The following is a 21164-nucleotide window of genomic DNA, read 5'->3' on the forward strand; positions in this document are numbered from 1 at the left end:
AGTTTATGATTCCAACATTTCATTTAAGCCCGCTTGTCCATTCTCAAATTCGACAGCGGTCGTCCAGCCCGAAGAAAATTTCCCCCCTTAAAAAAAAAATAAATGCGCTCGACAACAGGAACCCGGTGAGTTCCCGTCAATCAAAGACACATTCTTTTAACTAGAAACTATATCGCGCTTTTGTACATTTTACACTCGGCCATTCTCTGCTGTCAATGATTTTATGTCAGGTAATGTAACGCAAAAAGTTCATCCCATCCGTCCCGGGACCTAGTGGAAAAACATGCTAAAGAAGGTCGCTCGCAGGCAGGATTTCTTTTACAATAATCGTGAACTTAAGAGATGGATCATGGATGGGGGAGGATGAAATGTCCATACTGGATGTGAGCGGGCTGCGCAAGACGTTCGGCTCCGTAACGGCAGTGGAAGACATCGGATTCACCGTCGAGGCGGGGGAAGTGTTCACGATCATCGGACCGAACGGCGCCGGAAAAACGACGACGCTGGAAATGATTGAAGGGCTGCAGACGCCGGATCGGGGACAGATCGCCTTTGGGGGCCGGACTTGGGCGAAGGATGCGGAAGCGATCAAAATCATGATCGGCGTGCAGCCGCAATCGAGTGCGATGTTCGATCTGCTGACGGTTGAGGAGAATCTGGAATTGTTCGCGACGTTTTACCCGAAACCCCGCCAATCTGCGGAAATTCTTGAAATGATCAACTTGACCGACCACCGCAGCAAACGGGTCAAATCATTATCCGGCGGGCAGCGCCAGCGGCTCGCGATCGGGCTCGCCATGATCAGCGATCCTGAAATCATCTTCCTCGACGAGCCGACAACCGGCCTCGATCCGCAAGCACGCCGCAATATATGGGAAATTATACTGAAGCTGAAATCGCTGGGCAAAACGACGATTCTGACCACGCATTACATGGAGGAAGCGGAGAAGCTGAGCGATCGGGTGTGCATCGTCGATCAAGGGCGCGTCGTGACGCTCGATTCGCCCGCCATGCTGATCGACCGGTTGACGAAGGAGCGGGAAGTACGGCTGTCGTTTACCGACGGCGCGGAAGCGGCGGCTGAGGCCGAGCGGATGGCGCAAAGCCTGTCGTCGGTCGTTCGGACGGACCGGGACGGCGCCGACTTGAAGCTGTGGACGGAGCATCCGGAGGATACGCTGCTGGATTTGTTCGGATTTACGAAACAGCGGGGCTTTCGGGTGGAGCAGGTCGCCATCCGCGAGTTAAGCCTCGAAGACGTGTTCATCGCCTATACGGGCAAGGAATGGAGGGACTGAAGATGAGCTATGCCAATCAGTTCGGCAAGCTGTTCTCCGCACATCTGAAGATGATGTTCCGCGAGAAGCAGGTTTGGTTCTGGAACATCTTTTTTCCGGTCATTCTGATGGTTCTGTTCATGATTATTTTCGGCGGCAATTCGGGGGGCAGCTTCAAAGCGAGCATCGCCGTCGTGGAGCCGCAGGCCAATTCCACCTCCCAAATGCTGCTGGAGCAGCTGCGCCGGGTGCCGGTGTTTGAATGGAAATCGGAGCAGCCGGTCAGTCTGGAGCAAGGAGATAAGTGGGTCAAAGACAAGGATGTGGATGCGCTCATCGTGCTGCCAGAAACGGAAAGCGCCAATACGATGCGGCTGATCGTCAACAAGGAGGAGGAGAAAAATTCAACGACGATGGCGGTGGCGGGCATTCTGGACAAATTCGTCCAGCAGTCCAATCTAGCCGTTGCCGGGGCTACCCCTGCGTTCGAGCTGAAGACGGAGTCGGTCTCCTCGGGAAGCGCGGATCTCAAGTATGAAGACTTTCTGCTGACCGGCATGATCGCGCTGTCCGTCGCGCAGGGCGGCTTGTTCGGCATGGTGGATATGGTGGAGATGCGCCGCAAAGGAATGTTGACGCGATTGCGCTTAACTCCAGTAAAAATGGGGCTGTTCGGCCTCGCAGGCATGACCGTGCGCATGGTGCTGGGCGTCATTCAAATCGTGCTGCTCACCCTGATCGGCGTATTCGGCTTCGGCGCGAACCTGCATCTGGATATTGCCAGCCTTATCATCGTCTTCCTGATCGGCACGCTGGCCTTCAACGCGATCGGCTACTTGTTCGCTTCATTCAGCAAATCGCTCGAGTCCTACATGGGCCTTGCGAACATTGCGAGTTTTCTGATGATGTTTCTGAGCGGGATCTTCTTCGCGGCTTCCTCGCTGCCGGAATGGCTGCATCCCGTCACGAAAGTGCTGCCGCTCACCTATTTCGTCGACGGCATGCGGGACGGCATGGTATACGGCAGAGGGGTTGCAAGCGGCGCATTCTGGACCGGCATCGGCATCCTCGCGTTGTGGGGCGCCGTCACGTTTGTGATCGGATCGCAGCTGTTCCGCCGGCAAGCGGCGGTACGCTCATAACCGGACCATCAGGCAGTCCGCTATAGCTAGACCGCCAACCGGACGACCCCACGACTCCAAAAACAAACAGGATACTCTCGGAGTGATCAAGCTCATTAGCTGCAAAAAGCAAAAAAACGAACCGGTTAAGGGTATATCCTTGACCGGTTCGTTTTGGCTCGGGTCCGCTGACTGCTGCTTTAGCAAATTGCGGGCAAAGTGGAGACCGCAAATCTGAGGTCCGCTTGAGAATCAGTCTAGATCGCCGGCATCACATTGCCGCCCGAAACCGGAATATACGCCCCGGTGATGAAGCTGCTTAAGTCCGATGCCAAAAAAGCGACGGCGTTGGCAATTTCCTGATCGGTCCCGCGCCGTTTGAGCGGAACGGTCCGCTCGTACGATTCGCTGCGCTCAGTCTGATTTTCCCGGTCACGATCGCTGATCGTCCAGCCCGGAGCGACTTGGTTGACCGTAATTTGATGCTCCCCGATCTCCTTGGCCAGCACGCGGTACACGCCGTCCATCCCGCGTTTGCCGGCGACGTAAGCGGACTGGCTCGGAAAATTTTGCATCGCGCATTCCGTATTGATCGCAATGATGCGGCCCGCTCTCCGCTCGATCATGTGCGGCACAAACGCTTTGGCCAAATGAACGGCCTGCAGTACGGTGGAATTGAACTGGTCGACGTAATCGTCTACGCTCTGCTCCAGCACGGAGGTCCAGCTATACTGCGAAACCGCATTGGCAACGACGATATCCGGCAGCTGAAACCGGCCCTCGACTGCCTCTTTCATCCGCATCACCGAGTCCAGATCGGCGACATCCGCTTGTACGATCATGGCCTTGCGGCCGAGCTGCTCGATCTCCTGCTGAAGCTGATGCGCTTTGTGCTCATTGCTGTAATAGTGGATGATGATGTCGGCGCCGCCCTTCGCCAGCGTCCGCGCCATAACGCGTCCCAATTCGCCGGTTGCGCCCGTAACGAGCGCCGTTTTCATCGTCAAGTCAATCGAAATCATTGCAGCATCCTCCTCCCCAATCGTTTATCTCCTCGTATTCACCCGGCTATCTGGTATTCTCCGGCGTTCCTTTTCATACAGGTCGGGTCTGCGGTCGTAAAAAGGGGCGACGATGCCGGCCCGCCGGTTTTCCTGAAGCTGGGAAAAGTCGATCGTGGCAAAGAGCGTCATATTCTCATTCGTTTCCCCGGCTTTCAAAATGCCGTCAGGCGGAAAAGGACGGTCGCACGGCGCAAATAAGCCCGCCTGACCGTAGCCTTTGTCGATTTGAGGCCGTTCCTCCGGAAGCTCGCCGACGATTCCGCTCAGCGCGACGAACAGCTGATTTTCGATGGCGCGCGCCTGGCATGTATTGCGAACCCGGTAGAAGCCGGAAGCGGCATCCGTATAGGAGGGGCATAAAATCAGCTCCGCTCCACGCTCCGCCGCGATTCTGGCCGCTTCGGGGAACTCGATATCGTAGCAGGTCAAGATCGCCGCCATGCCCCACTTCGTCTCGATCATGTTCAGCCCGCTGCCGGGCGTCAGCTTCCACTGGTTCTGTTCCTCCGGGGTCAAATGCAGCTTATTTTGCGTTTCGATCCGGCCGTCGGGAAAAAAAAGATGCGCCTTGTTGACGAAATCCCCGTTCTCCCTGCAGATGTGCGTTCCCCCAAGAATGACCATGCCGTGCTTTGTGCCAGCCGCTTGAAAAAACTGCACAACCTTCGCCGTAAAGCCGTCTAAATAATGACACGCCTCGGCATAACTCATCGGCGGCGCAAGAGCGAGCAAATGGGCCGTCGTATATTCCGGGAACACGAGCAGCTCCGCATGCTCTTCCGCAGCCTCATTAATTCTTGCTTCCAGACCGTCCCAGAACTGCTGCTCCGTCCGGATGCCTTGAAGAGCGTACTGCGTTAAGCCGATCGTTAATTGCGTCACATGATCACCCTCTACGAACGAATTTGTAAAGAATAAAGATCTGTCCGGCGGTCGCGGATCGTCAATGCGTCTTTCGTTTTTTTATAGCGCTGCAGCACTTCCAGATCCAGTTCGGCCATCATGACCGTTTCCGTGTTTTCGCTGCATTCCCCCGCCACCCCGTCGCGGTCGAACGAAAAATCGGAAGGCGTATATACGCCGGACTGGGCATACTGAATGTCGACATTTTCAACGTGGGTGAGATTGCCGACGGTTCCGGCCGTCACCACGTAAACTTGATTTTCAATCGCCCGCGCCTGCGCGCAATATTTGACGCGCAAAAACGTTTGACGGTCCTCCGTACAAAAAGGCACGAAGATAATCTGCGTCCCTTCCTGCGCGGCAATGCGCGAAAGTTCGGGGAACTCGATATCGCTGCTCAGCATCATCGCGATTTTGCCGCAGTCGGTATCGAACACATCCAGATTCGGCCCTCCGTTAATACCCCACCACTTTTGCTCGTTCGGGGAGATGTGGAGCTTGGTCTGCGTCGCCATCGTTCCGTCGCGCCGAAACAGATGGGCCACGTTATAAATGCGTTTATTTCGCTCGACAAAATGGGATCCGCCGATCACGTTGACGTTGTACTTCACGGCCAAATCGGAGAACAGCTCGACATATTGGGGCGTGAACTCCGCCAATTTTCGGACCGCGAGGCTGGGCGAGCGCTCCTCGAGAAACGACAGCAGCTGCATCGTGACGTTTTCCGGGAATACGGCGAAATCGGATTTGTAGTCCGACGCCACATCGACGTAATGCTCGCACTGCGTCGCAAACTCTTCAAAGGATCCGATTTTCTTCATCATATACTGAACGACGCAAATGCGAACCGGAAACGATACTTTATAATGAAGCTTCGATTTCGCCGGTTTAAATTCGATATTGTTCCATTCGAGCAGCGCTGCATATCTCATCGACTCTTGGTCGTCCGGCATATAGTTAATGATGATCCGTTTCAAGGTGAAACCGTTCATCATCTGAAAGGTGAGCACCGGATCGTAAATGTTTTGCTGCAGCACCTCTTCGGCATACTCCCGCGGCGTCATTTTATCGCTGTACTTGTGGTAGCCCGGGATTCGCCCGCCGACGATAATGCTTTTTAAGTTCAGCTTTTCGGCCAGTCCCTTCCTCGCCTCGTACAGCCGCCTGCCGATCTTCATGCGCCGGAACTCCGGATGAACCATAACCTCCATACCGTACAAATTTTCGCCGTTCGGGTTATGGTTTCGAATATAGCCTTTATCGGTAATTTCCGCATACGTGTGCTGCTCAAAATAATCGTTGAAGTTGACAATCAAGCTGGAACACGACCCGATGATTTGGTTGTCGTATTCCACGCAAATTTGCCCTTCCGGAAAAATCCGGATGTGGCTTTCCAGCTGTTCCAGCGACCATGGCTTCATATTCGGAAAGCAGGCATGCTGGAGCTTGATAATCTCCTCAAAATCTTTGCGTTCGATGCTGCGAATAATAATTCGTTTCTCAATTTGCGACTTATGACCGTCGGTCATCATCATCCCCACCTTGATCCATTGGATTTGGCTGCCGGAACCGTTAGACATGATTTCTCGCTCATCATTAGGTTCAGTATAGCAAAAAGCCGCCTATGAAACGGGAACGACCTGCTTAAACTGCCCCATATTTACCAATACTTCATTTTATCCTTTTCTAAACGGACTAATTCCGCGGCGGCATCATCCGCCATATGAATGAGGTAAGAGAGACTCCTCAAGCTTCGGCATTTTGCAGCAGGCCGTGTCATACAGCGGGTTCGGTTCACGAAAAAAAAGACTCCGACGGCATTCGTCAGAGTCTTCTATGTATGCTTTAATATTTTTGGGTCCGATACTTATTTGCTGTCTTTTTTCGCGTGGGAACCGTCACAGCTTCCTTCTTTACTTTGCGTTTTACCGCATGCACATTGGGCCATCGTTAACGCCTCCTTTTGTTAAGGTAATGTTATTATAACCACTGTACTAACTTTTGTAAAGATGGTAATATAAAATAAGTATGTGAGAATAATAATCCTTCTCAAATTGAGTTCATGAACAAAAAAGACTCTGACGGCATGGCCAGAGTCTGCAGAGAGACATCGGTTGTGCATGATGAGGGAGAACTATGCGGATGTGACGACGCCCACCGTAAGGATAATGTTGGCGAACAGCCGCAAGTCGCCGGTAGCGACGGCTATTTTTACATTTTCTTTTTTACTCACTTCATAGAACTCGAACCGCTCCAGCCTGTTAAGCGATATCCCGTCTCCGATAATATCGGCAAACTCCGAGTAGATCGGCAGCTCCGAGGAGTGATCCGGCAGCATAACCTCCGCCTGTTCGATATTGATCGTCTGCGTAATGACGCGCAGCACGTCGGTCACCGTCGGGATTCCGGCCGTCAAATTCAAGCGGATCTTGGCGGCATCGGGGTGCGTGTACGATTCCAGGCAAAAATTACCGTCCGCAATTAATATTTTGTCTCCGTGCCCGCACTTTGCGAGCGCATATAACAAATCCGGATGTGTGCAAGCGGTTTTCAACATGAACAAGCACCTCGCCTCTATGTAGTTGACAAACGAAACCGTCAATTCAATGATAGGCGAGTCCCGTGTTGCGGTCAATCACGATTGGCGTGTTACGGCCTCCGGCTGGTAACCGCGTTTCATTAACGTTTCGACAATAGGCTGATCCTTTAAAAACCGCATCAACTGGCCGCAAATATGATCAAGCTCATCTTCCGAATAGATGCGCAGCATCTGCTCATACATTTGAGTTTCGATACTTTCAATCGTCCTTGCCATTTCCCCGCCTTTGGCGCTTAACTGTAAAATGACATACCGGGAATCTTTCGGGTCCGCGACTTTGTCGATAAGACCGTCCTGATTCATCCGCTCAATAAGTCTGGACGGACTGCCGGTTTCACATATTAATAATTTGCCCAGCTCTTTAAGCGAAAGGCTGTCCCATTCATCCAGAATACGGATCACTTCGGCTTGCGAAGACGTTAATCCCATTTCCTTTAATAAGTCGTTCAAGATTCGATTGCCCTGCCGCTGGGTCGCCAAAATGAGGTAACGAAACGCTTCCGCCTTGGAATGCTTATTCTTTTCCACTCGCTCTTCCACATCCTTTATGCCAAAATTTTGCGGTCCAATACATAAATGATACATCATCTATAATACGATCCATCGTAAATGATCGATCGTCAAAAGTCAACTGGCCCGGCCCATATGTCATCATTCGTAACATGTAAAACGGTGTTTCATTGATTTGTCAAGTGGAGAACCCTTTTTTTGTGCATCGTGAACAGCTTTTCAAGTCCATTTTTATTTTCATTAACATTATTTTCATAAACTAATGAAATTTGAAAGCTCATTCATTATACTTTAAATATATATGGAATAATTATTTACAAACAATGTTAGATTTAATGAAAGAGGGGATTTGGGTTGGAACAACAGATTGGCAAGTTTAAAGTATTCTCATTGGGTCTGCAGCACGTACTCGCTATGTATGCGGGCGCCATTCTGGTGCCATTAATTGTGGGACGGGCATTAAACCTGACGTCCCAACAGCTTTCGTACCTGGTGGCGATCGATCTGCTCACTTGCGGGATCGCGACGATCCTTCAGGCCTGGAAAACGAAATATTTCGGGATCGGCCTGCCGGCTGTACTCGGCAGCTCATTTGTCGCGGTTACACCGATGATCGGAATCGGCAGCCAGTACGGGGTAACGGCCATATACGGCGCGATCATCGCCGCCGGCCTCTTTATCCTCGTATTTGCTTCCTTTTTCAGCAAGCTTGTTAAGCTGTTTCCGCCGGTTGTAACCGGGTCTGTCGTAACGATCATCGGTCTTTCCCTTGTTCCGACTGGAATCCGGAACATGGCGGGCGGCGTCGGTAAACCGGACTTTGGAAGCCTGGAAAATTTGCTCCTTTCTCTGGGCGTTCTGGCTGCTATTTTATTCATGAACCGTTTTTTGAAAGGTTATGCCCGTGCGCTGTCGGTGCTGCTTGGAATTATCGGCGGTACGCTGGTCGGATTTATGATGGGCAAAGTGAAGTTTGACGCGGTTGCCGAGGCCTCCTGGATTCATATTCCAAACGCTTTTTATTTTGGTACCCCTACATTTGAGATTGGGCCCATCATTACGATGATTATTGTCGGCATGGTCATCATTATTGAATCGACAGGCGTTTTTTATGCTTTGAGCAAAATAACCGAGCGGACGCTAACCGACCAGGACTTGGCTCGCGGATACCGTGCCGAAGGTTTGGCTTTTACACTGGGCGGCATCTTTAACGCTTTTCCTTACAATACGTTTGCCCAAAATGTAGGGCTTGTTCAATTATCGAAAGTTAAAACGACCAATGTCGTTTTCGCGGCAGGCGGCATTCTCGTTTTTCTTGGCATCATCCCGAAAATAGCCGCTCTTGCCACCGTTATCCCGGCTCCTGTTCTGGGCGGCGCAACAATCGTTACGTTTGGGATGGTCGTTTCGTCCGGAATCAAAATGCTCAGTTCCGTCGATTTTAATAACCAGTACAATCTGCTGATCATTGCCATTTCCATGTCTTTAGGACTCGGCGCTACGGTCGTTCCCGAGCTGTTCAAAGGGCTGCCCAGTTGGCTGCACATTATTGTGAGCGACGGTACAATAACGGGAAGTTTAAGCGCGATTCTCCTGAATCTCTTTTTCAATTTCCGCTCGGGTTCTGCCGATGAATCGGCGGAACCCGAACAGCTAGCGTCCTGAAACCGTTAAGTAAGCAAGAAGCATCCAGCCTGCTGTCGCAACAGGCTGGTTTTCAAACCCATTTCTGTAACTGATGATCGTACCGGAACAGTCCGTCCCGATTGAGCAGCTTCTTCAATCTCGGTTCTCTCTTCCAAATGATGCGGTCAAATTGAACGGTCAGCAATTCTTTAATGCCGGCTTTCGTTTCAATGGACGCCATCTCGGCCATATACGCTTTCAGATTTTCGGAAAGCTGGCCCTTATGAAGCCGAAACCCTCCTAAATATGCCTCCACGATTTTTAATTGTTCAACGGCCGCAAATTGTCGCCATATATAAAAATCGCCGGCATATTGAAACGTCGACAATGTATACGGATCAATTAACGCGTTCAGTTCCTTGCTCCAGAAGGTGGATTCCTGCTGCACGAAAGGAAGCTTTTTGCCGTAATATCCGCAACCCAGCAAGTTTTTCCGGTATTTAAAAGGCAGGAAAGAAGCGACAAATTGCGAACGATCGTTATAGTTCACATTTAGTCCGGTGAGCCATTTCACTTGCTTTGATTCAAACAGATCCAGAATAATGTCAAAAGCATGCCTGGAGTAATAATCCCCCGCATTAACATAAGCGCATATATCGCCTGTTGCCAGCCTCAAGCCTTTCGATAACGCGTGATACATGCCGAGGTCGCTCTCGGATAGGAGCTTGATAAAGGGACAATCGAAGCTTTGAATCCGCTCAACCGTCCGGTCCTTTGAAAGGCCGTCGCAAATAATATATTCCAGCTCCACCCTTCCCGACTGTACGGCCGTTTGACCGATGACCGATTCAACCGTCTCCACAATATATTTTTCAGCATTCAGGCACGGTGTAATAATCGATATTTTTTTCAATGCTCTCCTCTCCGCTTTCCGTTTAAAACTGTTTCTCCTGTTATATTTTTATGAAATTAGGCTCAAGATGTGCACGTCAAAATGGACATAACCGGCGGGCGAAGACTGGATTGTACCGGCGATACAAATCGAAAGGCGCGCCCCTTAAGGCACGCCTCCTTCTTCACTTAATTCTGAATGCCGATTTGAATCTGGCCCAAGTATTGATCCACCACAAATAGATCCGCGGTCGGTGGGACTACTATTTTCATCTCCGTTGCTCCTTGTAATAGGTCAACGTTTCGCTTAGACCAGTAACGAAGTCATACTTCGGCTTCCAGACAAGAAGGCGGCTTGCTTTGTTATTATCGAGCCGGCTGTACCAAACATCGCCGCTGCGGGCGGGCATATAGCGGGGAGCAAGCGACGTGCCGGCAAGCGCGTTCATCAATGCATATCGTATATTCAGACTTCCATTTACATCCGCATTGATCTCAAAAAAACCGCATTCATCTCACCAGAGGGAGACGGTTAATTGATAAATTTATAAAAATGAGGAACCTCCAAAATCTTTGGCGCGAACGACTTAATCAAAGCAGGTGAAGGTTTGAGCGTCCGGATGAATTTCTTCTGCAACGAGACATAATACGAATCTGCAATTTCCTCCCTCCTTTTTCACCGATTCCGCCAACACCTTGGCTTGGGCAAGCTGATTAACGGCCGCAACGGACCAAATAATCATACGGTTCACCCCTTTGGAATTGCATTGTTGCGGATATATGCGAGCTGACTTTAACCACAATGGCTGTCACCTCTGGACAGCGTCATGACCAGCACCGTACCCCGGTCGGAAGCCCGGGTGCCAGTCAACCCAAAACCCGCCTTCTGGTAAATATTTACTGACGCGCTATTGTGTTCGAACACTTCAAGATAAATTTCTTTAAGCCCCATCTCGAGAAACCCGAAGTCGCATATGGCGGTAACGCTCTCCAAGCCGATGCCCTTTCCCCTTGCCTTGGAATTGCCGATCATGAGCCGTCCGAACTCTGCCATTTGCTTGTCGGTATCGATATTGGACAGAGCTCCCATCCCAACAACCTCGTGGATGTCCGCCGTTTCTTCGATCATGAAAACAATATCGCGTTCATTATTCAAATAAGCTGCAAACCAGGAGAGATGCTGTTTCCAGGTTATAATATCGTTGTTGAAAAACGAATTTCGAATCTCCGCCTTGTTTCTCCATCCAAAAACGCGATCCAAATCCTCCCGCACGAGCGGCCGCAGCTTAAGACGGTCCGTATCGATGCTGAAATTGTGCCTCACATGTTCACCCCTTTGCATGCTGCAGAATAATGCCGCCCTCATGGCAAACGAAAAACACCTGCCAGCTGTCCGGTAAAGGAAGCTTAGGCAGGCGCTTTGTATGCAGCGCACCCTTTTCCAAGCGCCGGTTATCCCACAGCCATTTCATGACTTATGAGACTGTCCTTTTTTATAGCTACACTGTTTCAATTATTTCGTCCAAAAAGCTGACGCAATTTGGCAAGCCATTTCGCACCTTGTTTCACAGTCGGCTCCGGCGCATTCGAATCGGGCTTCGTAATCGCCGCCTCAGGCTCAAGCGCTGAGGGAGACGCCGCGGTTTCCGATTCAGCCGAATGTACTAACGAATCAGCCCCTGTTAAAGACATACCCTGCAACAGCTGCCGAAAGGTTTCGTGCATGTTTTCGTCACCATGATAAGGAGCTTCCACTACGCACACGCCATTGATACCGGTTTCCAGCTCATTTATTTGCAAAACATGGTGCAGATAGTTAATGATCAGCAAATGAGCCGTTTTCCCGGGTCCAACCGCACTATCAATAGCCGCTTTAAGCAGTCTCACATCTTCCGCAGATTGAGATCCGACTTGTGTCCGAATAAATAGAAACGACTGCTTGTCTTTCAACAGTTTATAAAACCTATTAATTCTCCTATCCATCTTTTCTCTGAATTTAGGATAACCCGTTAAAGAAGTAGGAGTGTTTTCGTTGATATGAAAATCGTGAAAAGAAAGTGTGTTATGAATGAAATCCTCGACAATATACGTACCGAGCCCGTCATGCGGATATTTAACGATTAGATTAGGCTGCTCCATAAAATTGGCAAAGCGGGTTAACAGCATATAGGCCACTTTTGGTGATGAAGGTGTGACGAACCAGTCCAATGGCAAAGTGGCTTGTTTCAAATTCAACTTCTCCAATTGAAGGGCGGGCATACAATTAGCGCCGAGGGAGATGAAGTAATCATATGATTTTTCCAGTTCAGATAATTTCAAATTTATCACCTCCAATCTTACGGTATTATAGTTTGTCTGCCGACTCTCTGTAACGGCGTGAGCATATTGTGTGTAACTATTAATCGTGTTAAATAGAACCAAGATCTATATATGCGATGCACTAGCGGTTCGACTTATATATCTAGCTGCAGTGATTCTTTGAAAATAGTCTATTGGCTTATCACCGGTCTAATTCTACTTAATATAATAATCTATCGATCAGATCAGATCAGACTACTGGGAAGAGGTGATTTAGGCAATATGAAATACTTCGCTTGTATAGGGTATGTGAACCGTCAGGATTTGCTGCGTAACGCTATTCTCAGCGTTCAGCCTTATTGGCCCCACTTGATGATCATCGATAATTCCGAAGGGAGAGATTTACGCAACGCCGACTGGTTGAAATCTTATGCCACGGTTTATGAGCCGCCTGTTCCTTTTAATTTTTGTCAAATGATGAATTATTTACAAAAGTTAGGCGCACAGCGAGATTGTGACTTTGTGCTATTTATGCACAATGATGCAGAACCACAGCCGAATGTAGCCCAATATTTTCTGGATATGATAAAAATGTACCAATCGTCCGGCAGAAAATGGGGTGTTGCTTACACAGCTTACGACATACTCGTCGCTTTCAATATAGAGGCCGCGAAGGCTGTCGGGCCGTGGGATACGAATTTGCCGAGCTACTATACCGATTGTGATTACTATTGGCGGATGAAGCATTCACCGTATGAGATTATAGAAACGGGACTGCCGGTTACCCATCACAATGGGGGAGGAACAACCCACAAATCTGATTCATACAAGGGCAAGGTAAATGAATGCACATTTAAACTTTATGAACAATTTTACATTACAAAATGGGGAGGAACTTGGTATGCGGAAAAGTATCCAACTCCTTTTAACCGATAATCTACAGCTTATTAAAAATTATTTTATGCCCCTTAACATGAAGCTTGACACCGGTTATGTGAATAGCTCTGACATGAGGTATTTGCTTGGCATCGGTTATGTCAATCGCTCCGATCTGCTCGTCAAGGCGGTAACTTCCGTCTCAGATTTATGGAAAAACGTGGTCGTTATCGACAACTCTCCCTCAGGAAGCTTACAGACGGAAGCGTTATTGCCTGAGGCTGTATCCGTGTACACGCCTCCCGTTCCGCTAACACTGCCTCAGACGATGAATTTGCTGCACCGAATGGCGGCCGAGCGCAACTGTGATGCCGTACTGTTCATGCATAATGATGCGGAAGCGGGAGCCGGGACACCGAACCAGCTACTGAAAAGGCTCAATAATCTCCAAAGTACGGGTACGAGATGGGGAGCCGTAACTGCTGTCGACAATGCCTTATCCGCGTATAACATGGCTGCAGTTCGAGCGGTAGGACCTTGGGATACGGTCTTTCCTCATTATCTTGCCGATCACGATTATCTCCGAAGATTGAAATTGAGCGGTTACGAAGTCATCCAATCCGATCTTCCCGTTCATCATCATAATAACGGCGGAAATACAATTAAATCGAACGTCCATTTAAAAGAAATGAACGATTTGAATTTGCCGCTTTACGAAACTTATTACAACGACAAATGGGGTGGAAAAGTCGGCGCAGAGCAATATTCGTTGCTATTCAATCAATTTCCGCTGAATCCGGTCCCCGATTATTTGGCATTTGTCGATCCTGAGAACAAGGAGTTAATGATCAATGGATCCATCCATTCATGATTTGGCAGACAAGATGAAAGTCGTGATTTTGGCCGGGGGACTAGGAACACGCATTATGGAGGAATCCGCCGTCAAACCGAAGCCAATGATCGAAATCGGGGGGATGCCTATTTTATGGCACATCATGAAGAGCTTTTCCACTTTCGGATTCAAACATTTCATCATTTGCCTGGGGTATAAAGGTCATGTGATTAAAGATTATTTCGCCCGCTATTATTTGCACCATTCCGATGTTACGTTTAACTATAATGGCCGGAACGACTATATCGCTCATCATTCTGCAGTTGAGCCGTGGACAGTGACGTTAGTTGATACCGGGCAGCACTCCATGACCGGAGGACGAGTGAAACGCGTCGCTGATTATGTCGGAAATGATCCGTTTATCCTCACTTATGGAGACGCCGTATCCGATATCGATTTAAATCTTTTGCTTACCTTTCATTTATCCCATGGGAGGCTTGCGACCGTATCGGCGGTTCAGCCTAGCGGCAGATTCGGAGCGCTGAGCCTGGACAGCAATAAGAAAGTCGTTTCGTTTAAAGAGAAGCCTAAAGGAGACGGACAATGGAGTAGCGCGGGATTTTTCGTGATGCATCCGGACGTTATGGATTATATCAAAGGTGATCAAACGATTTTGGAGAAAGAACCGCTGGAGAATTTGGCCAAGGACGGCCAATTAATGGCTTATAAGCATACTGGATTTTGGCATCCGATGGATACGATGAAGGACAAGAACGAGCTTGAGCATCTATGGAATACGCACCAGGCTCCGTGGAAACGGTGGTGACGGGAATGATAGACCCCTCTTTCTGGAAAGGCAAGTCGGTCTTCATCACCGGTAATACAGGTTTCAAAGGCTCATGGATCAGCATGTGGCTGCATTCGCTGGGAGCCAATGTGACAGGCTATTCGCTTCAACCCCATACGAACCCCAGCTTGTTTGAGCTTTGCCGTTTATACCAATTGGTGCCCACCCATTATGCCGATATCCGCGACAAAAAAACGTTGACTGAGGCGTTACGGAAAGCCGATCCCGATATCGTCATTCATATGGCCGCACAACCGATTGTTAGAGAATCATATCAGCATCCGCTCGATACGTATGAAATCAATGTCATGGGAACTGTTAATTTGCTTGAAGCTGTCCGCGAGATGGCAGCCAGTAACGGACGAATTCAAGTGTTCCTTAATGTCACTAGCGATAAATGCTATGAAAATAACGAATGGCCATGGGGTTATCGGGAGAACGACCGGCTTGGAGGGCATGATCCGTATTCCAACTCCAAAGCTTGTTCGGAACTCGTGACTTCGGCTTATCGAAATTCTTTTTTCCACTCGGGCTCAGACCTCAAAGTAGCGGTAGCTACCGCCAGAGCAGGGAACGTCATCGGCGGAGGCGACTGGTCCAAGGATCGGTTAGTGCCTGATTGCATCAACGCTCTGCACCATAATCGGAGCATTGTTATCCGCAACCCCCATGCTCTGCGCCCGTGGCAGCATGTGCTCGAGCCAGTGTCCGGATATATCCTCCTGGCGCAGCAATTGTACCTGCATGGATCGGCCTATGCCCAAGCTTGGAACTTCGGCCCCTATGAACAAGATGTAAAGTCGGTACAGTGGATCGTCAATAGTTTATGCCGCAAATGGGGACAGTCCGCCTCTTTCGACATTCAGCCTGGGGACCATCCGCACGAGGCTCAATTGTTAAAGCTCGATTGCTCCAAAGCTATAGCTGAGCTGGGCTGGAAGCCGAAATGGCATTTGGATACGGCGCTCGATAAAGTGGTGGAATGGGCGCGAGCCTATGAAGAACAAAGAGATCTTCTGACGTTTACATTGTCGCAGATCGACGAATACATTCATACCAGCTAGAGGAGGAATGCAGGAAATGATTGAGGGTGTAAAAGTGACCCCATTAAAACAAATTGTTGATGAACGCGGTAAAATCATGCAAATGCTGCGTGCGGATGACCCCGTTTTCGTTAATTTCGGTGAAATTTATTTCTCATTCATCCATCCCGGCGTCATCAAAGGGTGGCATCTGCACCGCAAAATGATCCTTAATTATGCGGTACCTCATGGCCACATTAAATTTGTTCTGTACGATGCCAGGGTAGACAGTCCCACCTACAAAATGATTCAAGAACTATATTTAGGTCCCGACAATCATTGCTTGGTGACGGTCCCCCCCTATGTATGGAACGGATTTAAAGGTATCGGAACAGAGACGGCTATTGTCGCCAATTGTGCCTCAATTCCACATGATGCAGGGGAAATTGTGAGAATGGATCCTTTTGACCCGGCCATTCCTTATGATTGGAGCTTGAAGCATAGATGAGTAAGACGGTACTCATTACTGGAGGACTGGGATATGTCGGAGGGCGCATAGCACAATATATGGAACAAACGACCGAATATACGGTTAAAATCGGAACTCGGCGGAAAGACATCTCCCCTCCTTCTTGGCTAAAGCGGGGTACAATCGAACCGATGAACCTTCTGTCGGAAGACGATTTGGACCGAGCCTGTGAGTCGGTGGACATTATCATCCATATGGCAGCCGTCAATGAAATTGAATCACTGGCAAACCCGGAGCAAGCGGTAGCGATCAACACTTTGGGCACGATGAAATTGCTTCAGGCCGCGGAACGGGCTAAGGTGAACAAATTCGTATATTTCTCAACTGCCCATATTTATGGCCCTTTAACCGGAACGATCACCGAGGACACTGTTCCTCAGCCCGTTCATCCTTATGCCATTACCCACTTGGCTGCTGAACACTTTATTCTTGCGGAACACGCCAAAGGAAAGCTGGAAGGACTCATTATCCGGCTATCCAACGGATTTGGAGTTCCGGCGTTGGATCATGTCGATCGTTGGACGTTAATTGCTAACGACTTGTGCCGGCAAGCCGCAACGGCAAAGAAGCTGGAGCTGCGCTCTTCCGGTCTGCAGTACAGAGATTTCGTCACTTTAACCGATGTTAGCCGAGCCGTCGTTCATCTTCTGGAGCAAATCGATCCCACTTATCCTGACCGGATATTCAATGTTGGCGGAGAATGTTCGATACAAATTATCGATTTAGTGAACACGATCATAGAGAGATGTTCCGCCGTCCTTGAATATACGCCTTCTTTATATTTACCTGAGCCAACCAAACCAGAGCAGCTGCCGCCGCCCCTGGACTATCGAATCGACCGTTTGAAGAAAACCGGATTCACCTTATACAAGCCGCTCCATGACGAAATTGATGCCACTCTTCGTTATTGCCAGACAATTTTTCAAACCTGATGAGAGCAACAAAATAGGGCTGTCAACAAGTATAGTTCGTTTACTGTACGTCCATTTCTGTGGATACAACAAGATAAGAGGACTTAGGCGGATAGAAGATGATTCCTTTCTTTATCGAGGCTACTGAAGAACTGTGTTTAAAGACGACCATTTATCCATATTTTGGATGAAAGGTCGTCTTTTTGCTATTCCAAAAGGACCGTAGTCCAGATCTCTTACTTTATCAGTTTCAATATTCTCTTTAGGTTTACAGTGAAAATCGCCATTGCGCCTTGTAACTCCATGCCAACAAGACCCGAGGAGGACGCTACGTCATACCCTTGCCTGTGTTTGAGTTCACTGTTCTTCGCCTCAATTTTGTAGAGAATCCGCAACTGCTCAAGGTCATCTGCGACCGTTTCTTTGAGCAGATTGAGCGGTTCTTTTATCTTGGGAAGCTCGCAGACACCTCCTTCTGCTTCAAGAACATCAATAAGTTTCTGGCAGTAGGCAATTTCGTCTTCAAGCACATCGCTGGTATTTTTCACCGGAAACTTGGCTTTTAGTAGTTTGTCGACCGTGTAGACGGCTTTTCTCAGTTTTCGGGAACAGTCCTGCAAAATTTCTCGAGGGGCCTTCTGGTTGTAGCGAGCTTTCGTGTGCGTCGCATCGACAATAATCGCCTTGCTTTCGACGAGGTCAGCATCAGATAACTCAAAAATTGCCTTGAGCAGCAAGTACTTGAACATCCGAATCGGATCGATCGTATTTCTGCCGTTGTCCAGACAGTAGTTCTCTTTTAGTTCTTCATACACAAAGGAAAAGTCAACAAGCTCATTGATTTGCCGCAGCATATTAGAAAAAAGGTACAGCCATCTCACTTTTCTTGAGTGACTGTACCTTTCAAACTTCAAAAGGACTTTTTCAGTGGCCTCTGCGCTACGCGGTTTTTTCATATTATGGTTGTGAGTCCTTGTTCTTTGGGTTAGACAAGAATCTGCATCCTTACCCGATTACGGACAAGAACTTGCATTGATTTCCGAATTGATCTCGAGAGCACATCGGGCAGCGTGGGGATAAGTTGAATATCTGGGGCATTAGCTCAACTTGGAGAGTGCTTTGCATGGCATGCAAGAGGGTTATCCCCCTTGGCTCCATATAGCACACAAGACGTCCACTGACATAGTGGCGTTTTTTGCTATTTGGAGCCGAGAAGGGAGCTGGAGACAAGCGAGCTTTATGTAAAAAAATCTTGACACAATGTATCCTTAACAGTACATTATGTATAGAAATATTTACTTGCTAATTAATAGAAGATAAGCGGAGGAGATGTTTGTTGTCCTATCAAGAGAAGAAGAATATTGTATCGCTAATCAGCACGATTGTTGTATTTGGAGCTTATTGTTGGAATGTCTATTTACGGTACAATGATACGAACATGGAAGGGGCAGAGCTTTTCCGTTTCTGGGGTGCCGCGATCTTAATTCTCGTCCCGGTATCGATGGTGGCGAGAATGATCATCGAGATCATATTCATTATCATCAACTGGCTCTCGACGAAAGAAGCAGCACCTTCCTTCGCTGACGAGCTCGACAAGATCATCGAATTGAAGGCCATTAGAATTTCCTATTTTGTGTTCATTCTCGGGTTTCTGCTTGCAATGGGTTCCTTAGTTCTTCAAATGAAGCTATCCTCAATGTTCATCATCATGTTTCTTTCAGGATTCACGGCCGATGTAGCCGGCATCATCTGGCGACTCTATCTCTATCGGAAAGGTGTTTAAAATGGTCAAATGTCACATCAGCAACAACATTCGTAGTCTGAGGTTCAACAAGAACGAGATGACCCAGCAACAACTGGCCGATCTAGTAGGTGTGACAAGGCAAACAATAGTTGCGATTGAAAAAGGCAAATACTCGCCTTCGTTAGAGTTGGCTTTCCGCATTGCGCGCGTATTCAATCTTCATGTCGAGGAGGTCTTCACTTACGAGGAAGAACATGATTAATTGCGAAGAGCGGATTAATTGTGGGAGTACTGTTTATGATCACGGTTCGGCAAATACCTAGATCAAGGAGAGCACAATGAAGATAACAGCCTCGAATCTCATCCGTTGGGCAGGTTTATCAGCTGTGGTGGCAGGGATCCTTTTCGTGGTCATTCAGATGATCCATCCACCTGAAATTCTTTCGTCGGTCACCACCGGCGCATGGGCAATCGTCCACTACTTGACCATCGCCATGTCCCTCTTCGGCCTGCTTGGCATTGCGGGGATCTACGCAAGGCAAGTGAAAGAGGCCGGTTGGCTTGGTCTGGCCGGCTTTCTCCTGTATAGCCTCTGGCTGGTGCTCGTGACGGCCTTTACCTTCGCCGAAGCCTTTATCTTGCCGCTGTTGGCGACCGACGCACCGAAGTTTGTAGAGGGCTTCTTGGGGCTCTCCAGTGGGTCCGCCGGCGAGATGAGCCTCGGAGCCCTCACAGCAGCACCGCCGGTATCAGGGGTACTGTATATGCTCGGCGGTCTGCTGGTTGGCATCGCTACGTTCCGCGCCGGTATCCTGCCGCGCTGGGCGGCCGGCGTGCTTGCCTTCGGGGCCGTATCGGCCCTCGCGGCTTCGCTGCTCCCGCACGGACTCGGGCGGATAGCGGCGGTGCCGGTGGGGTTAGGTCTGGCTTGGCTGGGATATGCGCTCTGGTCTGAACGGCGAGAGTAAGCCCGGAACCCTTCCCTGGCAGTGGAAGCCCCCAGCTCCGCCAAACCGGAGCCGAATAAGTTCGCTGGAAACTGCATGGAGTGGACAGCGGCCATACGGCCGCTTGTCTCAGTTGTGTACTCGATAGTCACCCTATTAATCACCACCGATGGTGATGACGCCTCACCACGTGGCCCGGTATCTTCGGAACGCGCTATGAAACGCACACTGCACAGCGTAAATCTGTCCAAGGAGCTGAAAATAAAAGCGAATGTCTAAAAATGAAGGTCGAGCCCCCGATGTGCCTCAGCTCAATGAGTTAGGGAAACCTACGTCACAGAAAACCAAAGCGCCGGCAAAAGCAGTTTCGGCAGGGTGGCTCGTGCCCGCCGCACTGCTCGTGCTGAGCGCCGTTCCGCTCGCCGCCGGCGCCTTCCGCCTAACCGAGCTGGCCGGCGGAGCGGAAATCTCGCCGGCCAACGCACGATTCTTTGCGTCGCCCCTGCCGGTTGTGCTGCATATCTTGAGCGCCAGCGTGTATGCCATCCTGGGCGCGTTCCAGTTCGTAACCAATTTCCGGCGGCGCAGGCCCGGCTGGCACCGCGCGACCGGGCGGCTACTGGTTCCATTCGGACTGCTGGTTGGGCTTTCAGGGCTGTGGATGACCCTGTTCTATCCCCGCCCGGATGGCACCGGTGAGCTGCTTTATGCATTGCGGCTCCTGTTTGGGTCGGCCATGGTCGTGTCCATCCTCCTCGGCTTTACCGCGATCCGGCGAGGGGACGTGATCCGGCACCGTGCATGGATGATGCGCGGCTACGCGATCGGGCTTGGCGCGGGCACGCAGGTGCTGACCCAGTTGGGCGGGGCATTGATCGTTGGCCCGCCGAGTGAGCTCAGCGGAGCGCTACTGATGGGCGCGGGCTGGGTGATCAACCTCGCCGTGGCCGAATGGGCCATCCGTATGAATTAATTTGTAGACGACGGTCTAAAACTAATTTTTCAAAAGCTGACGTTTTTCCAACTCAAAAATCGCGTAAAATCAACATCTCCGGTCTAATACTTTATTTTCCTTAAACAGCATGACGCGGATTATAGAGTGTTTCAAGGCGCTCTTGAGTTCTTGTCAACCGACATCCGGCGCAGCCCCCTTCAACTCTCGCTCGA

23 protein-coding genes and 2 pseudogenes are annotated in these 21164 nt (G+C 49.6%); 13 read left to right on the forward strand and 12 right to left on the reverse strand.

The features are described 5' to 3' along the window. Window positions 1-368: 368 nt before the first annotated feature. Together VN24_RS05820 and VN24_RS05825 are read left to right on the forward strand one after the other, a co-directional pair. Window positions 369-1298: an ABC transporter ATP-binding protein gene (locus VN24_RS05820; RefSeq protein ID WP_052703178.1), complete on the forward strand. Its 930-nt coding sequence runs from the start codon at window positions 369-371 to the stop codon at window positions 1296-1298. 2 nt (window positions 1299-1300) lie between these two features. After that, on the forward strand, window positions 1301-2419 hold the full coding sequence (locus VN24_RS05825) for an ABC transporter permease (RefSeq protein ID WP_045669621.1): 1119 nt from the start codon (window positions 1301-1303) through the stop codon (window positions 2417-2419). A 236-nt stretch (window positions 2420-2655) separates the two neighbouring features. Here VN24_RS05825 and VN24_RS05830 read toward each other — a convergent pair whose 3' ends face one another. The 5 genes from VN24_RS05830 to VN24_RS05850 form a co-directional block, all read right to left on the reverse strand. Continuing rightward, window positions 2656-3420, reverse strand: a complete 765-nt coding sequence (locus VN24_RS05830) for an SDR family NAD(P)-dependent oxidoreductase (protein ID WP_193790099.1) — start codon at window positions 3418-3420, stop codon at window positions 2656-2658. A 24-nt stretch (window positions 3421-3444) separates the two neighbouring features. After that, the gene (locus VN24_RS05835; protein WP_052702812.1) at window positions 3445-4344 is read right to left on the reverse strand and encodes a carbon-nitrogen hydrolase family protein; all 900 of its coding nucleotides are present in this window, start codon (window positions 4342-4344) and stop codon (window positions 3445-3447) included. 11 nt (window positions 4345-4355) lie between these two features. Continuing rightward, window positions 4356-5894, reverse strand: a complete 1539-nt coding sequence (locus VN24_RS05840; RefSeq protein WP_045669622.1) for a bifunctional GNAT family N-acetyltransferase/carbon-nitrogen hydrolase family protein — start codon at window positions 5892-5894, stop codon at window positions 4356-4358. Window positions 5895-6499: 605 nt separating this feature from the next. Next, window positions 6500-6922 (reverse strand): RbsD/FucU family protein, encoded by a 423-nt coding sequence (locus tag VN24_RS05845; RefSeq protein WP_045673020.1) that lies wholly within the window; start codon window positions 6920-6922, stop codon window positions 6500-6502. A gap of 78 nt (window positions 6923-7000) precedes the next feature. Further along, the gene (locus VN24_RS05850; protein WP_045669623.1) at window positions 7001-7492 is read right to left on the reverse strand and encodes a MarR family winged helix-turn-helix transcriptional regulator; all 492 of its coding nucleotides are present in this window, start codon (window positions 7490-7492) and stop codon (window positions 7001-7003) included. Window positions 7493-7828: 336 nt separating this feature from the next. Here VN24_RS05850 and VN24_RS05855 point away from each other — a divergent pair, with 336 nt between their 5' ends. Next, window positions 7829-9139 carry a nucleobase:cation symporter-2 family protein gene (locus VN24_RS05855; RefSeq protein ID WP_045669624.1) on the forward strand — a complete coding sequence of 437 codons (1311 nt, stop codon included), beginning with the start codon at window positions 7829-7831 and terminating at the stop codon, window positions 9137-9139. Between the two features lie 52 nt (window positions 9140-9191). On the opposite strand, the gene VN24_RS05860 is transcribed toward VN24_RS05855, so the two are convergent. From VN24_RS05860 to VN24_RS05875, 5 genes are all read right to left on the reverse strand, one after another. After that, window positions 9192-10013 carry a glycosyltransferase gene (locus VN24_RS05860; RefSeq protein WP_045669625.1) on the reverse strand — a complete coding sequence of 274 codons (822 nt, stop codon included), beginning with the start codon at window positions 10011-10013 and terminating at the stop codon, window positions 9192-9194. A gap of 247 nt (window positions 10014-10260) precedes the next feature. After that, window positions 10261-10440: a hypothetical protein gene (locus VN24_RS05865; protein ID WP_045669626.1), complete on the reverse strand. Its 180-nt coding sequence runs from the start codon at window positions 10438-10440 to the stop codon at window positions 10261-10263. Between the two features lie 138 nt (window positions 10441-10578). Next, window positions 10579-10734 carry a hypothetical protein gene (locus VN24_RS27630; protein WP_158453652.1) on the reverse strand — a complete coding sequence of 52 codons (156 nt, stop codon included), beginning with the start codon at window positions 10732-10734 and terminating at the stop codon, window positions 10579-10581. A 50-nt stretch (window positions 10735-10784) separates the two neighbouring features. Continuing rightward, window positions 10785-11315 (reverse strand): GNAT family N-acetyltransferase, encoded by a 531-nt coding sequence (locus tag VN24_RS26200; RefSeq protein ID WP_052702813.1) that lies wholly within the window; start codon window positions 11313-11315, stop codon window positions 10785-10787. Window positions 11316-11500: 185 nt separating this feature from the next. Next, window positions 11501-12310, reverse strand: coding sequence for a DUF1796 family putative cysteine peptidase (locus VN24_RS05875; RefSeq protein WP_052702814.1), 810 nt, complete (start codon window positions 12308-12310; stop codon window positions 11501-11503). Between the two features lie 261 nt (window positions 12311-12571). On the opposite strand from VN24_RS05875, the gene VN24_RS05880 reads away from it, so the two are divergent. Genes VN24_RS05880 through VN24_RS05905 form a run of 6 tightly spaced genes read left to right on the forward strand, consistent with a single transcriptional unit; the run spans window position 12572 to window position 17327 of the window. After that, window positions 12572-13225 carry a glycosyltransferase family 2 protein gene (locus VN24_RS05880; protein WP_045669627.1) on the forward strand — a complete coding sequence of 218 codons (654 nt, stop codon included), beginning with the start codon at window positions 12572-12574 and terminating at the stop codon, window positions 13223-13225. Then, entirely contained in the window at window positions 13191-14036 is an 846-nt protein-coding gene (locus tag VN24_RS05885; protein WP_193790100.1) for a glycosyltransferase family 2 protein, read from the forward strand. The genes VN24_RS05880 and VN24_RS05885 overlap by 35 nt, the downstream gene beginning before the upstream one ends. Before the next feature lie 13 nt (window positions 14037-14049). Next, complete coding sequence (gene rfbF, locus VN24_RS05890) at window positions 14050-14823, forward strand: glucose-1-phosphate cytidylyltransferase (RefSeq protein WP_045673024.1); 774 nt, start codon at window positions 14050-14052, stop codon at window positions 14821-14823. Continuing rightward, complete coding sequence (rfbG, locus tag VN24_RS05895) at window positions 14787-15908, forward strand: CDP-glucose 4,6-dehydratase (protein ID WP_420798604.1); 1122 nt, start codon at window positions 14787-14789, stop codon at window positions 15906-15908. The genes rfbF and rfbG overlap by 37 nt, the downstream gene beginning before the upstream one ends. Window positions 15909-15924: 16 nt before the next feature. Further along, a complete protein-coding gene (locus VN24_RS05900) occupies window positions 15925-16374 on the forward strand; it encodes a dTDP-4-dehydrorhamnose 3,5-epimerase family protein (protein ID WP_045669629.1) in 450 nt (149 codons plus the stop codon). Further along, complete coding sequence (locus VN24_RS05905) at window positions 16371-17327, forward strand: NAD-dependent epimerase/dehydratase family protein (protein ID WP_045669630.1); 957 nt, start codon at window positions 16371-16373, stop codon at window positions 17325-17327. Before VN24_RS05900 ends, VN24_RS05905 begins: the two co-directional genes overlap by 4 nt. Window positions 17328-17542: 215 nt before the next feature. Here the strand turns inward: VN24_RS05905 and VN24_RS28785 are convergent. Further along, window positions 17543-17707 (reverse strand): annotated as a pseudogene (locus VN24_RS28785) (IS5/IS1182 family transposase); the annotation flags it as partial. A gap of 288 nt (window positions 17708-17995) precedes the next feature. Beyond that, window positions 17996-18163, reverse strand: a pseudogene (locus VN24_RS28790) (transposase); the annotation flags it as partial. Between the two features lie 479 nt (window positions 18164-18642). Here VN24_RS28790 and VN24_RS05915 point away from each other — a divergent pair. The 4 genes from VN24_RS05915 to VN24_RS05930 all read left to right on the forward strand — a co-directional run bounded on the left by VN24_RS05915 (window position 18643) and on the right by VN24_RS05930 (window position 20970). Next, window positions 18643-19089 carry a hypothetical protein gene (locus VN24_RS05915; protein WP_045669631.1) on the forward strand — a complete coding sequence of 149 codons (447 nt, stop codon included), beginning with the start codon at window positions 18643-18645 and terminating at the stop codon, window positions 19087-19089. A 1-nt stretch (window position 19090) separates the two neighbouring features. Then, window positions 19091-19312, forward strand: coding sequence for a helix-turn-helix transcriptional regulator (locus VN24_RS05920; protein WP_045669632.1), 222 nt, complete (start codon window positions 19091-19093; stop codon window positions 19310-19312). Window positions 19313-19388: 76 nt separating this feature from the next. Then, window positions 19389-20018 (forward strand): hypothetical protein, encoded by a 630-nt coding sequence (locus VN24_RS05925; RefSeq protein ID WP_045669633.1) that lies wholly within the window; start codon window positions 19389-19391, stop codon window positions 20016-20018. 361 nt (window positions 20019-20379) lie between these two features. Then, window positions 20380-20970, forward strand: a complete 591-nt coding sequence (locus tag VN24_RS05930; RefSeq protein ID WP_045673026.1) for a DUF2306 domain-containing protein — start codon at window positions 20380-20382, stop codon at window positions 20968-20970. The last annotated feature ends 194 nt before the right edge of the window (window positions 20971-21164 follow it).

It is taken from the genome of Paenibacillus beijingensis (assembly GCF_000961095.1).
In the GTDB taxonomy this organism is placed as follows: domain Bacteria; phylum Bacillota; class Bacilli; order Paenibacillales; family Paenibacillaceae; genus Paenibacillus_O; species Paenibacillus_O beijingensis.